Raw genomic sequence first — 14,993 nt, 5'->3', positions numbered from 1 at the left:
AAAACCATTACCAAGATCATCATCTAATCTTTCGAAATCACTAGCTACGGACTGGATATTCTGGATAGTCGTTCGGAAGGATTGATTGAATAATTGAGCTAATTGTACGGCCTCTTCATTTGCCTCTTGTGCTTTTGTATTTACAGATACAGTGGTGTTGGTCGCTTTGAGGATTGTTTTGTTGGTGGCGTTAGATATTGCATCAGAGGCATTTTGCATTTTTGTTGCGATTTCTTCGGCACTTGCAAAGCTACTAATAAACAATGGAATTCACTCCTTATTTAGCTGTATTATAATTTTCTAATACATAGTACTCTTTCGTATAGTATTTATTTTCAGTCTTATTATAGCAGTAGAAGAACAATTTTCAATTGAAACTGAATAAATAACACTAAAACCATGCTAATTACCTAAAATTGATTTATTTATATAAAAATCAGGAAAAAATTACTATATAACAATGTTGGAAGGAGCTGTAAAGATGGGTATCAAATAAAAGTTAAGGTCCAGAAACAAGAGATTACCAGTGTTACTTGAAAGTAGTGGCATACTTATATTTTCCATTGTTTCTATTGATTATGATCATGTTACTTAGATTTAGTGATTTGAATGAAAATTTTTCATTAGTAGGGGAAAGGCTTTTATCATTATTTTTATTAATTGGATGGTTGCTTGTTCTTTATATTTTGATTTCACTTATCATGACATTCTTTTATATTTTTTTGCGAAGAAATTTTCCGGTCTCGAAATTCGTGTAAAGGATAAGGACTAATACGAATAAAATAATATTATAATTTGATTTATTAGGCATATCTCTTTAATAGAGGTATATCTTCAACTATAATAAACCTTAGTATTCTTATGGGAATTATATATTCTTATACATACAATTAGATAAAACGGGGTGGGAATAATGAAGAAAAGCGTTATGATTAGTATTTTTATAGTTTTTTCAATTGTATTTGCTGCTTGTTCAGATGACGGTAGTTCTAAGGAAGAATCGAGTGATAACGACCAAGGTAAAAACAACCAACTAAATGTAAGTTTGGCAGCCGAACCGGTCTCGTTAGATCCACATGCAGCAAATGATGGGAATTCGTTATATGTGATGAATCCGATGTATGATACGCTATGGGAACAAAATACAGAATTAGAGCTTCAACCAGCGTTAGCAAAAAGTTTAGAGCAGATTGAAGATACTGTATGGGAGGCGAAACTACGTGAAGATGTATTGTTTCACGATGGTAGTGCTTTTAATGCAGAGGTTGTAAAAGCAAATTTAGATCGTGTGCTTGATCCAGAAATTGGATCTCCGTTAGCCTTTTTATTCGATATGATTGAAGAAGTAGAGGTAGTAGATGAATATACCGTGCATATTAAAACGGAATATCCTTTTTCAGCATTGCCATCTCACTTGGCCCATCCAGGTGGTCATATGATTAGCTTAGAATCAATTAAAGAAGATAATGAAGCAATTGAAAATGGCGATCAACCTTTTACAACCATTAATGAACAACCTGTTGGTACGGGATACTTTCAGTTTGATGAAAGGTCAATAGATGGTGAAATCACCCTGACTAAAAATGATAATTATTGGGGTGAAGAGGCCGGTGTAGAAGCTATTTCCTTCCGATCTGTTCCGGAAGATCAAACACGTGTAGCAGAAATTCAAACTGGTAATTCAGATATTATCTATCCAGTAAATGCTAATAATGTAGAAGAAATTGACTCTAATAAAGGTACTTATGTGAAACAGTCAGAAAGTGCGAGCATGACCTATGTTGGGTTTAATGTAGAACGAGAACCTTTTACAGATGAAAGAGTTCGACAAGCAATCGCAATGAGTATCAATAAAGATGAAATCGTTAATGGTGCAATGAATGGAATCCCAATACCTGCAAAAGGTCCACTTGCTCCAACTGTTTTCGGGCATAGTGATGAATTGCTGCCAATTGAACAAAATGTTGAAGAAGCAAAAGAGTTATTAGGTGAAGCTGGTTATGAAGAAGGATTTGAAACAACAGTTATGGCTTATGATACGACTACAAGTGATATAGCAACCGTAATTCAATCAAATCTTCAACAAATAGGCATTGATGTGGAAATACAAATGACGGAAATAGGTAATTATCTTGAGACTACTGGTAATGGTGGAGCTGATATGTTTGTTGGAAGTTGGGGCACTGTAACATTAGATGCGGATTATGGATTGTATCCAATGTTCCATTCTGAAAATATAGGTGATCCAGGGAATCGCTCTTTTTATGCAAATGAGGAAGTGGATGGATTATTGGAAGAAGCAAGACAAGAAGGAAATAAAGAAAGAAGGCTCGAATTATATCAGGAAGCACAACAAATAATTATTGACGAAGCTCCAATCGTTCCACTTTATCACTCCGTATTACTTGCAGGTTTGCGTGATGAAGTACAAGGCTTCTATCAGTTTCCAAGTAGTTTTCCATATTTACGTGATGTAACAAAAAAAGAATAACAATAGTGCTTACGCCCGAACTGACCTGAACATGGTTGGTTCGGTTTTTTAATATCTATATATAAATTATACGTAATAGGTAATTTTTTACCAATAGTTCCTACTGTATATGTTTATTCTGTAAATTTATGTGGTAAACACAGTTGAATTCATTTAGTAGGAGGTACTTACCGTGAGTAAAGATAAAAGTTCAAGGAAAGGACTTATAGATTATAAGATTTTTCTACCTGCTATCATTATTATTATAGGAATTAGTATTCCATTATCTTTATATGAAGATGAATCTTTATCGCTTTTAAATTCCATATTTAATACAGTAGTAGATTCTTTTAGTTGGGGCTATCTTTGGTATGGAATAATATTACTCGTGGCTGGTCTGTATTTTTCATTTTCAAAATATGGAAAAGTTGTATTAGGAGATCCGATGGAAAAGCCACGTTTCACATTATTTGAGTATGCATCCATTTTAGTTGCAATGGGTTTAGGATCAACGATTATGCGTACAGCGATGATAGAATGGGGTAATGTGGCAGTAAGTCCACCGTTTGGAGCAGAAGTTGGTTCAGATGCTGCCATTTTATGGGGAAGTGCGTATAGCATGTTTCTTTGGAGCTTCCAAGTCTTTGCAGTATTTGTAATGGCTGCTCCAGCAATGGGATATATTTTACATGTTAAAAAACGGCCAATGATGCGTATATCTGAAGCATGTCGAGTACTATTCGGTGATCGATTTACTGATGGAATCGGTGGTATAGTGCTAGATGTTTTATTCCTAATTAGTATCTTATCAGGTGCTGCAGTTACATTAGGTTTAGGAGCACCGATTGTTACCTATAATTTAGCAGAATTACTAAATATAGAGCTATCGTTTGGTTTAACATTAATTGTCACCGTGGTTTGGGTATTACTATTCTCTATTAGTGCTTACCTGGGTATAGAAAAAGGAATTAAGCGATTAAGTACTTTGAATATGTACTTAGCTGGAGCATTCGCATTATTTATTATGGTTATTGGTCCAGGAGTATTTATTCTCAATTACTTTACAGATACGGTTGGATTTTTAATTTCTAATTATGCCGATATTTCTTTCCATACCAATGCTTTGGGTAGTGGAGAAACATCACATATCGAAAGTAATACTATTTTCTGGTTTGCTTATAATGCTACTTGGGCGATGTTACACAGTGTGTTTGCTGCAAAAATATCTAGAGGGCGTACGATTAAGGAAATGATTCTAACGTATCTTCTTGCTCCAACAATGATTTCTTGGATTGCATCAGGAGTATTAGGAGGATTAGGTGTATATAAATATTTAAATGGTGAAGTTGCGGTCTTAGATATTATATCTAATCAAGACCCATTGGCGGCGATACCGGCAATTTTATCTTCCTTACCATTAGGAAATATAGTATTGATTGTATTTATCATAATCGCTATGATTTTCTTAACTACAACACTCGATTCAACAACGTATACGATTGCATCTTATGCAGGTACGGAAAATATGAGTAAAGCTGAACCTTCAAGGAATTTGCGTATTATAATTGCAGCTATTATTACAATTGTAGCACTTATCTTAATGCGAATTGGTGGTTTAGCACCGCTAGAAGTTGTATCTGGTCTAATGGGATTACCGATCATCTTTATTCAGTTCTTGACGATTTACGCGGCCAAGAAAATGATGGATAAGGATCGTGCATGGATTACAAATGTTAGAGAAGAAGATAAGAAGTATTATAATAAGAATAAAGGTAAGAGAAGTTTCGACTAGATTCTTGCAGTACAAAAAATCCGTACGATGCGTTTATCAATAACCATCGTTCGGATTTTTTGTATTCATTTAAACCTATCCTATTAACAATTGAGAAATAAAGCGTCCTAAAAGACTCTTTCCTAACAAATATGACTGAAAATAAAATTGTATCTTAACTTGCTAAAACTTACGTCAAAATTCAATTTTATCTATGGTAGGTGTAAGCAAAATTAAAAAATATCTTTAGAACGGTGTTTTTTTACTAAGAAAAGACGTTTTAGCAAAAATGTATTTCTAAAAACAGTTAGCTATGATAATAGTACTTTACATTTACAGGAGGAATAAAAATGAATGAAAACAGGGATTTAGAGGAATTTCTAAAGCAAAATGAGCGGAGGGTGTACTACCAAATACATCAATTACAAATCGACGACAAAGACGAGGAATATTTTCAAGAAGGTTTGGTGGCAATGTGGAAAGCATATGAAAACTATCAACCAGATAAAGGATCACTTTCCACATATATGAATTATACGATTAGAAATCGACTCATCGACGCAATTCGAAAAGGGGGGAAAGAGAAGGAGCTATTGGAAAAGTTTAAAAAACAATATCAAGTAGATACCACATCTGGAAATTATCGTAATCCTACGGGAGTTAGTCATATATTGATAGACAACGAGGCGGAAGTTAAAAGTGAAATGGACATAAATAGAGAATTCTGGAAAGTAATACGTAGTTTACTTACAGAAAAAGAATGGAAATGGGTACGTTATTATGTAATAGAGGGAATGTCTCAACAGGAAATAGCCAATCAAGAAAAAGTTACATTAGTAGCAGTCAAAGGTTGGGCAAGAGAGGTTAGAAAGAAACTTCGATCAGCAGGATGGGAAAATTTAAAAAAATTTTAATTAGGATTTTGGAAAATTCAAACTGATGAACATAAAAAAGGATTATTTTTACCTTAAGCTGCGTATATATGAGATAAGTATGGTGAAGCAGACTTGGAAGGAAAGTAACACACTCCCTGCAACGATGTGCTTCCATAAATAAAGCCGACTATCAATCGTTGGTAGTCGGCTTGTGCTTCATCCATATTAGGAAGCAGAATCTTTCACTTCCTCAGGGATAGTGATTTCTTCCACTTCATTAAAATTATTGTAGTCCATGTGGATGTCCATTGTGACCTTTCCTGTATCCGAATTCTCTGCTACAATATCGTATTGTAATGATTGTATGGTGTGGTCATCTTTGTTAATTAAAATGACTAGTTTTTGTTCTACATCATCATCAAGCTCGAAGCCTGTAAGTTCTACGTTAAAGGGGCTTGATAACGCATCATATATTTGTCGGTTAAATCCTTCAAATGAAAGTTGATATGTACTATCTTGTTCTGTAAACTCCGTATTTTCATGTACTTGCTCAATAATACTAAGAATATCGTGATAGGATGGTTCAAATTGTATAGCGTCTGGTTCTATTTGTTGGTAGATCCATTCTGAATCACCTTCTTTAATATAACTATCTTCTTTAACCATATATCCTTCTACGGAGGATTCATTATTCGACGTTGTTGATGTGAAAACCTGATGTAGTGCTGCTGGATTTTCCACAATGGTTGCATTTCCTTGTACGGAAGAAGATTCATTACGAAATTCTGTCTCGACATTGATTGCAATTCCATAATCTGTAGCGTAACTTTCTAAAGTATCTTCTGTTTGTAGTGCTTTTTCAACAATATCTTCCTTATTTTCTGAACAAGCTGATAAGATAATAATTGTAAATAATAAAAGCAACACCAATCTCTTCATGACTTCACGTCCTTTTAGCATCATCGTGCTAAGTATACTATATGGGTCTAAAGGTGTCTATTATTGTTGGATATACATATGGTAGGATATAATAAAGAGAAATTGTCGAACAATGATATAAAGAATACATATAAACTTCTATGGAAATAGCGCAACATTCAGATATATTTGCATCATTACACAAATGTTTCTATGTGAAAAGCACTATTTTGATAAAAAGTCACCCTACGTTTTAGTTCAATTGATTTAATTATCAGAAAACAACTTATCATTTAGGATATCTTTTATTATAATAGTATGAGAATGATTTGAATGAATGTAGAAATGGATAGGAATAACTGGCATTCATCAAAGGTGGTGTGTTAGATATGAAAACAATGGATATTAAACAACTACATACACAAATTGATCAAACACAATCTATGCTGGATCAATCTCGTGAAAAGCTTGATGAAATGAAAAAAGCTGTAAATAGTCTATTAGAGTCTGAGGAGATGTTTACAGGGGAAGCTGCTGAATCGGTACGTACTTTTTATCGTGAGACACACTTGCCTTTACAACAATACGTTCTGGATATGATTGAAAATTATGATGCAAATTTAAGAAAAATAAGAATGAATTTATATCAAATTGAACCTAGTGATAGTGGCAGGATTGATGAAGAGTTTTTACGTAGAGATGTGGAGCAGTCATTAAAAAAAGCTGGCAATGTGACCATGTCACTTACCGACTCCGTTAATCGTAGTCTTTCTTCTATTAGGGATATTGTCTCCATCCCTAATTTAGATGACCAAGAATTTCATGAAAATATTAGTCGTTCTAGAAAACATGTCTTGGATACAGTGGACAAGATGTACGAATTTGATCATAATGCTGCAAATATCTTGAATAACCAGTTTGTAGATATAAAAAACGTAAATAAATATATGTCTGAATTAAATGGATTGCTTACCAATCGAGATATAAGTGTAGGAACATATGAAGCGAAACAATTATTTCATTATGAATTTCATCAGGAGTTTATAGACCGATTGAAGAGACAGGGGTAAAAAGCCATTTATTTGAACGATTTATAATAAAAAAACGCTGTCAACAAGTGAAGTTACGACTTGTTAGACAGCGTTTTTTATGATTCTTGTTTTTCCATATAGCAAAGCAAGGTTAATAAGTGCCTGGCATTTTTTTCGTTATCAGACCCTTCAAATGCATGAATTAAAGATTGGATAACACTTTCTAAAAGGAAAATTCTTGGTTCTTGTGCTTCTAATTCTCCATACAAGAAATCAATAAAGTGACTTGTTTTTGGTTCATTAGCATGATTAATTTGTTGTTCTAAGTTTGCTAATATTTGTTTCATTTCGAATTTGAATTCTTTTATAGAACCATTTGGTTTTTCCATATAAGGATGAAAATATTCCGTTTGGAAAAGAATAGGCTTATCGTTTGAATGAGTATTTATAATATTGTCTAACTGGGATAAAGAGAAGTTAATAATGGTTTCTACTTCTAAAATATGAGGTTTCACATCGTACATAACTTTGGAAGTGAAATGTAAATTTCCAAGTAAACTTACGGCGTAATCAAAAGCGTGTTTTTTTATAAACTTTCCATAAATAGAAGTTAATCGTTCTGCAATCCAAACGATCTCTTGTAAATACTGAGTTTTGATATAAATGTGAAGTTCATCATCCTCTTTGGATGCAGTAGGTAATGATGAAAATAACGCAAGTAAATTATGTTTTCTATCAATATGAAACCGCACTGCGATTTGTTTAATAAAAACAGATTTATCACTAGCCTCTTTTGAAGATTCCAGATGTTTACGTTCATAAACTATTTCTTCTCTTATTAATTGTAACAACTCGATTAAGCATTCATTTTTAGAAGTGAAATAGTTATAGAACGTGCCTTTTGATATAGATGCCACGTTCAAAATATCTTGAATAGAAGTAGAAGTAAATCCTTTTTTTATAAATAACGATTGAGCAGCATCAATAATTTGCTTTTTTTTGTGATTCATCAAATCTATCCTTATTTGAAAATTTAAGTGAATAAATTCCTTTTTATAACGCTAGTATAATTTAATTTTATCTAAAAAGATTTGATATATCAACTTTAATGAAATTTAACAAACTTAAGTATTGCATTTTTTGAACTATGGGTATAAAATGAAAAAAGTTTCCTAAAAACGGATGAGTACTGAATTGATAGAATGAGTAGGTAGATGATATTTTTGTATATTTATACTATGAGTCTAGATAATTAAGTTATTAATTTGTTTTAAGAGGTTGTTCATAAAGTCCGATGAAAATGACACATCCAATTTCTTCGTTGGCTTGCTTTTCCGTTCCTTACGTATTAACTGCATACGTTCCGATACTCAAAGCTACGCCGCCTCGATCTTCTTGGTCCTTTCCATCATCCTTTTTGAACACGCACTATAATTGAAGCTATAGCTACTATGAAATATATAAGAAAGAAGGTAAGATGATGACGAATGTAGAATCACTTCATAAAAAACCGCCTTACGGTATGATCGCAATATTATTTATTGGTGCATTCGTTGCAATTTTAAATGAGACTTTGCTTAATGTTGCATTGCCATCCATTATGAACGAGTTTGAAGTTAGCCCAACTGCTGTGCAGTGGTTAACAAATGGTTATATGCTGGTAAATGGTATATTAATACCTGCGAGTGCATTTTTGATTCAACGCTTTACAAATAAAAGTTTATTTTTAACGGCAATGTCGTTATTTACAATCGGAACAGTGTTGGCGAGTATATCTCCAACCTTTGCCGTACTGCTTATTGCAAGATTAATACAAGCTGCAGGTTCAGCGGTAATGATGCCATTACTGATGAACGTTATGCTAACTGCTTTTCCAATTGAAAAACGTGGAACTGCGATGGGTACATTCGGTCTGGTAATGGTCGTTGCACCAGCTCTAGGCCCGACATTATCAGGATGGATTGTAGAACATTATGACTGGAGAACTTTATTTGATATTGTTATTCCAATTGCATTACTATCATTAATTATTGGGATGTTCAAGCTGAAGAATGTAACTCCTCAACGTGAAATTAAACTTGATGTATTTTCAATTATATTATCTAGCTTTGGTTTCGGGGGGTTATTATATGGATTTAGTTCTGCTGGAGAACAAGGTTGGAGTAGCCCATATGTATATGGAACAATTATAATAGGTGTCATTTCTGTCATTGCTTTAGTTCTGCGCCAATTAAAAATGGAAGAGCCCATGCTACAGTTTAAGATTTTTAAATACCCAATGTTTGCATTATCATCTGCGATTTCGATCGTTTTAGCAATGGCACTATTCTCCGGAATGATTTTACTGCCATTATACGTACAGACAGTTCGAGGATTTACACCATTTGAAGCTGGATTATTAATGTTACCTGGTGCACTCGTAATGGGATTCATGTCTCCAATTACGGGAAGACTGTTTGATAAGTTTGGTGCACGCACATTAGCGATTCTAGGATTGTTAATTACGATGTCAACGACTTACTTTTTTACTCAATTGGACTTGGAAACAACGTTTGGACAGATGATGCTCGTATTTGCGATACGTAGTTTCGGTATGTCGATGGTAATGATGCCTGTTATGACAAACGGTTTAAATCAGTTACCAATGCATGAGAATCCTCATGGTACAGCGATGAACAATACGTTGCAACAAGTTTCAGGAGCAATTGGCTCAGCTTTACTTATTACAATTATGAATAATAGAACAGAAACAAAAGCGGAAGAACTAGCACAATCTGCAATGAATAGTATAGACCCAAGTCAAATGCCATCTGAACAAGCGATGGCAACAATGGAAGCAGAGATTATGAATGAAGCAATGCTTCAGGGAATTAACTTTTCTTTCTTTATTTCCTTATTAATTATGGGAATAGCTTTAGTCTTATCTTTCTTTATTCGTAGAATTGGTACAGATGGGAAAATGATTACCAAAGAAAAACTAAAAACTAGAAATAAAACAGAGTATAGTTCTTAATTTCGTATAAAATTTTGATGTAATAAGAGCATTGTCATTTATAATGACAATGCTCTTTTAGTATATGAGTTTATTTTATGATACTATTCTTCCCCTTTTAAAAAAATCTTGGTGAATAAATCCTTATACATAATGGAAGATCATAAGTAATGTCTTCATAGTGATCATAACCAATTGCCACCTGAAATTTAGATTTATTTGCATGAAAATTCGCTTCCTGGTTCATTAATAAAGGTAGGAGAAGCGAAAGGGTGCTAAAAATGGATTTCATCAACCAGGTAGATGAACTAAAAAAGAAAAACAAAGATTTGAAAGTGAAGGCGATTGTAATAAATGGTACTCTTTATGACGTCATAGGTTTTGAAAGCTTGGTGGACTTTTCTAAAACTTGGAAAATGATTGATACATTAGTTCATGAGGAAGATGAGAATCAATCAGGGAAATATACTTTTCGTTCAGAAAAAATGCCATGGGAGAAACTTCAATCCAGTAAACTGATTCAAGCTTTGTATGAAGGGAAATTAGTTGTTTGGAATCGTAATAGAGAAGTGTCTCTAATTATTGATCCATTCTCACAATCTTTATATCGAAGTATAGATGTACCTGTGAATGAGTCAATTATTTATGGTTCAAAGGATGCTTTTACAGAAAATAGTCAACAAAACATTGGACTAATGCGTAGTAAGTATCGATCAAAGGATGTTGAAGTAATCACAACCCAACATGGTAAAAGAAATCGTCGTTTTTCTTTTATTATGTTAAAGGGAACCACAGAAGAAAAAATGGTACAAAAAATCAAGAAGAAAATTGAGGGATATCCAAATGAAATTAAACAGTTGAAAGATATTCATGTTGCACTTGGATTTTCAAAGTTTGATTTAATTACACGTATATCTTCTACGGAATTACCAGAAAATGCAATAGAATATTTAGAGCAAGGAAAAATTGTTTTTTTTATGGATGGCTACCCGTTTGCATTGGTATTATTCAATACAGTTTTTGATGTATTCAAACAGCCAAGTGATAGTAATTATTTAAGTGTATTTGTTTATGCCTTGTATGCTTTACGTATTATAGGGATTTTGATTGCACTTCTTTTACCTGGATTATATGTTGCCTTGATAACAATCAATCCCGAAATGTTAAAAATTCAATTAGCACTTTCCATAACAGAAAGCAGGCAATTTGTACCTTACCCTGCTTTCATAGAAATAATGATTATGTTATTACTAATTGAATTAATTACGGAAGCTGCAGTACGTTTACCACTTTCCATATCTAATACGATTGGAGTTGTTGGTGGAATCATTTTGGGGCAAGCAATTGTAGAAGCAAGTCTAGTGAGTGGAGTATTGATCATCGTTATTGCTGCAACCACTATTGCCAATGGAATAATTATAAGTTTTGAGAATGGAGTTACTCTACGTCTTATGAAGTATGTAATTGTGATTTTTTCGGCTTTATTTGGAATTCTAGGACATGTTATTGGACTATTAGTACTGTGTGCTTATATTGCCCGGATTACAAATTTTGGAGTACCTTATGTCCGATGGAAAAAGGAAGGGATTCAAAGTGAAAATCAGTAATCTATTGATTATAACCTATTTTTTTATTGTGAATATAGGATTAATGTTTCTTCTTTATCCAACACTAATTCTTGATACGGTTGAAAATGGACATTGGTTGGTTGTTCTATTACATGGGATTTCATACATTCTTATAATAGGGCTCTTTTTATATGGGATATCGAAACTAAAGAAACCCAATATTTTAGAACATTTACCTAAAAACCGTTGGTTAGTTTCAATAGTAGTTTTTATCCCATTAAGCCTATTTTTAATTGGAACAGTAATTACTGCTGTTCGTACTTATGCTGAATTTACAACTGTGTTATTTCTAAATCAGACACCAATTTTATATGTTATGATCTTATTTATTGTAACAGCGACTTATATCGGTCTAGGATCGATGGAAAGTATTTTTCGTACAGCTTTTTTAATTATGGCAACTTCGGGGTTTGTTATTGTAATTATTTTCTTATTGTCTTTTTATAATGCAAAATGGTATTACATATTTCCAATGAAGGTTGATAATATTGACTTTTTATTGGATATTCCTTTTATTACGGGGTTTCTGATTCTATCTCCGACATTTTTATTTCTAGCCTTCTTACCAAAGAAGAATAAATATAATTTTAAAATTATATTTTGGTCATCGTGGTTTTTGATTCCAATTATATTTATATCTGCTTATTCCCCTATGTCGGTATTTGGTTATGAAGTTGCAAGAAATTTTACTTTTCCATATATCGAAATGTTGGCTTCTGTTGATGTCGAGTGGTCTATTTTTGAAACTCTTACTAGTTTATTTGGCTTAAGTCTACTCATTTACGCTACTTTATTTTTAGGTATGTTATTACATATATTACGAATGATGTATCAAAGTATTTTTCAAGTAAGTAATCTCCATGCGTCGATTGCATTAGTAGTAATTGTTATAGGAATTACTTTTGTTGCGAATATGATATCTACGTGGGAGCAAGTACAAAGTCATACTTTGTGGCTCGTACCATTTCGATTCTATTCTATAATTAGTCTTTTGATTTTCATCTTTTGGATAGGAAGAAGGCAAAAGCATGAAATATAATTATTGGATAAAGATTCTAAGTACGTTATTTATTTTGATGTTACTCAGTGGGTGCTGGGACTCACGAGATATTAACTATCGTTCAATGCCAATTATGATGGGAGTTACGAAAGAAGAAGAATTATATCATGTGTATTATATCATTCCTGTATCTGTTGTTTCTGAGCAAAGAAATCTGGCGAAAGTGGATGGGAAAGGTAAAACATTAGTAGACGCTATTGAACAAATTCGAAAAAAGATTGAAACGACCATTGATTCGGAGCACATCGATTTTATTGTAATAGATGAAAAGCTTGGAGAAGAAGGGGTCGAGAATATAATAAATACTTTCATGAGAATGCGAGATATGCCTGCTACGCCATCTGTAGCATTTATCAAGGAGGATATGAATGAGTATTTCGAATTAATGATTAGTAATTTTGAAGAAGTTGGAACACCTATTTTTGGCTTTTTAGAAAAGCAGGTTGGTTGGGATATTTATGATCCTGAAGTGAGCTTATGGGAAGTCTACCGGGGAATACATTCTCATACTAGCGATATTGCGATACCGTTAATTGGTTCGAATCAAGATTTAACAATGGATTACTTAGGAGCTTCTATTCTAAAAAACGGACAAATTGTTGATAGGATAAGTTCAGTTGAGGTAATGATTATGAATTTACTTAATGATGAAAATGTGATAAAAACATTTGTAACTATAGATGATACAACTAATGTAGAGTTGGTAGAAAGAGATGTAAAATATGACTATACAGTAAATGGAGAAAATATTGATCTAACGATAAAATTAGAGTTTGTTGTAATCGTTGCTGAAGCAGATGATCACTTGACCGATCAAGATATTCAACGTATGTTTGAAGAAAAAATGAAGAACGTTACACTTCAACTCGTACAGAAATTGCAAGAGAAACAAGTTGATATATTAGGTATTAGCGATCGTTTACGTAAAAACTATACTAATTCTGAACTGAAAAACTTTCTAAACGAATTATATCCAAATATAAATGTGAACGTAGATGTAGAGGCGGTAATTGAGAATAATGGTAAAATTAGAAACTTGAATAACGATGATTTTAAAGACTGGGAGGAGGATAGTGTGAGATAACACTGTCCCTTCTATTATTGAACATTTTATTAATATTTCGGTTATAAAAATTACTTACCTTTGATTAGAATGGAACCACGCAATTCATAGCGACCTTCTACAATAAAAATCAAACAAGGCTTCATTCGGATTTGTTATAATAATAGTTATACGAAAGCGTTTGAGGAGATGAATACAATATGTATCAAGAACCGATATTTTTAGAGCCAGTAATGCAAGAAAGAATATGGGGAGGGCAAAAGCTACAAGAATTATTTGGATACGAGAGCTTATATGAAAGAGCGGGCGAGGCATGGGTGATTTCTGCTCATAAGCACGGGCCAAGTAAAATCATAAATGGTCCTTTACAAGGGAAAACACTTATAGATGCGTGGGAACATCATGGGGAGTTATTTAATAAAATATATGACTCGAATGAAGCGTATCCATTACTCATTAAAATATTGGATGCGAATGATGATTTATCTGTGCAAGTTCACCCTGACGATACATATGCTCAAGAAGTTGAACATGAATCATATGGTAAAACTGAATGCTGGTACGTATTGGATGCAGAGCCTGGCGCGGAACTCATCCTAGGTCACCATGCAGAGACAAAAGAAGAATTAAATCAGATGATTGATCAAGGTGATTGGAATCAATTATTAAAACGAGTTCCTGTTGCAAAGGGAGATTTTGTCCATGTTCCAAGCGGTACTATACATGCAATCGGAAAAGGGATTGTTATTCTCGAAACCCAGCAAAGCTCCGATATTACATATCGCGTGTACGATTATGATCGTAAAGACTCAGAAGGAAATAAACGTGAACTACATTTAGAAAAAGCGAAAGAAGTGACGATGGTACCGCATCAAGACGTTAAAATAAAACCATCAGAAGAAGTGCAAGAAGACTTATCAATTCGAAAGTTAATTGAAACGGGCTACTTTACAGTATATCATTGGGAGATACAAGGAAATGTAACAAAATTACTCGATAAAGACTTTTTACAAGTAAGCGTAGTTGAAGGAACAGGTACGATTAAAATAGGGGATAAGAAGTTTACTATTGAAAAAGGTTCAAACTTTATATTGCCTCAAGGCATAAAAAAATATGAACTAGAAGGAAATGCAGAATGTATCGTATCTCATCCTTCCTAATATCGAAATAGGTGGGAAATTGCTA

Annotated in this window: 11 protein-coding genes and 1 pseudogene; 9 read left to right on the top strand and 3 right to left on the bottom strand. The window is 33.2% G+C overall.

Features of this window, described 5'->3' with window-relative positions; translation table 11 throughout:
• A pseudogene (locus C794_RS19920) lies at positions 1-270 on the bottom strand (TIGR04197 family type VII secretion effector); the annotation flags it as partial.
• 643 nt (positions 271-913) lie between these two features.
• Here C794_RS19920 and C794_RS14900 point away from each other — a divergent pair.
• The 3 genes from C794_RS14900 to C794_RS14890 all read left to right on the top strand — a co-directional run bounded on the left by C794_RS14900 (position 914) and on the right by C794_RS14890 (position 5,155).
• Complete coding sequence (locus C794_RS14900; RefSeq protein WP_017797955.1) at positions 914-2,491, top strand: glutathione ABC transporter substrate-binding protein; 1,578 nt, start codon at positions 914-916, stop codon at positions 2,489-2,491.
• 172 nt (positions 2,492-2,663) lie between these two features.
• Complete coding sequence (locus C794_RS14895) at positions 2,664-4,262, top strand: BCCT family transporter (RefSeq protein WP_017797954.1); 1,599 nt, start codon at positions 2,664-2,666, stop codon at positions 4,260-4,262.
• 329 nt (positions 4,263-4,591) lie between these two features.
• A complete protein-coding gene (locus C794_RS14890) occupies positions 4,592-5,155 on the top strand; it encodes a sigma-70 family RNA polymerase sigma factor (RefSeq protein WP_017797953.1) in 564 nt (187 codons plus the stop codon).
• A 186-nt stretch (positions 5,156-5,341) separates the two neighbouring features.
• Here the strand turns inward: C794_RS14890 and C794_RS14885 are convergent, their stop codons facing one another.
• Positions 5,342-6,055 carry a DUF6612 family protein gene (locus tag C794_RS14885; protein WP_017797952.1) on the bottom strand — a complete coding sequence of 238 codons (714 nt, stop codon included), beginning with the start codon at positions 6,053-6,055 and terminating at the stop codon, positions 5,342-5,344.
• A gap of 368 nt (positions 6,056-6,423) precedes the next feature.
• On the opposite strand from C794_RS14885, the gene C794_RS14880 reads away from it, so the two are divergent.
• Complete coding sequence (locus C794_RS14880) at positions 6,424-7,104, top strand: ribonuclease YeeF family protein (protein WP_017797951.1); 681 nt, start codon at positions 6,424-6,426, stop codon at positions 7,102-7,104.
• A gap of 77 nt (positions 7,105-7,181) precedes the next feature.
• On the opposite strand, the gene C794_RS14875 is transcribed toward C794_RS14880, so the two are convergent.
• Entirely contained in the window at positions 7,182-8,075 is an 894-nt protein-coding gene (locus tag C794_RS14875) for a TetR/AcrR family transcriptional regulator (RefSeq protein WP_017797950.1), read from the bottom strand.
• Between the two features lie 470 nt (positions 8,076-8,545).
• Here C794_RS14875 and C794_RS14870 point away from each other — a divergent pair, with 470 nt between their 5' ends.
• From C794_RS14870 to manA, 5 genes are all read left to right on the top strand, one after another.
• Entirely contained in the window at positions 8,546-10,078 is a 1,533-nt protein-coding gene (locus C794_RS14870; RefSeq protein WP_017797949.1) for a DHA2 family efflux MFS transporter permease subunit, read from the top strand.
• Positions 10,079-10,338: 260 nt separating this feature from the next.
• Positions 10,339-11,664 carry a spore germination protein gene (locus C794_RS14865; RefSeq protein ID WP_039819822.1) on the top strand — a complete coding sequence of 442 codons (1,326 nt, stop codon included), beginning with the start codon at positions 10,339-10,341 and terminating at the stop codon, positions 11,662-11,664.
• Entirely contained in the window at positions 11,651-12,724 is a 1,074-nt protein-coding gene (locus C794_RS14860; protein ID WP_017797947.1) for a GerAB/ArcD/ProY family transporter, read from the top strand. The genes C794_RS14865 and C794_RS14860 overlap by 14 nt, the downstream gene beginning before the upstream one ends.
• Complete coding sequence (locus tag C794_RS14855) at positions 12,714-13,829, top strand: Ger(x)C family spore germination protein (protein WP_017797946.1); 1,116 nt, start codon at positions 12,714-12,716, stop codon at positions 13,827-13,829. The genes C794_RS14860 and C794_RS14855 overlap by 11 nt, the downstream gene beginning before the upstream one ends.
• Positions 13,830-14,008: 179 nt before the next feature.
• Positions 14,009-14,968, top strand: a complete 960-nt coding sequence (gene manA, locus C794_RS14850; protein WP_017797945.1) for a mannose-6-phosphate isomerase, class I — start codon at positions 14,009-14,011, stop codon at positions 14,966-14,968.
• The last annotated feature ends 25 nt before the right edge of the window (positions 14,969-14,993 follow it).

It is taken from the genome of Oceanobacillus kimchii X50 (assembly GCF_000340475.1).
Lineage (GTDB): Bacteria > Bacillota > Bacilli > Bacillales > Amphibacillaceae > Oceanobacillus > Oceanobacillus kimchii.
Note: the sequence above shows the minus strand (reverse complement) of the source record. Positions and strands in the feature narration are given on the sequence as shown.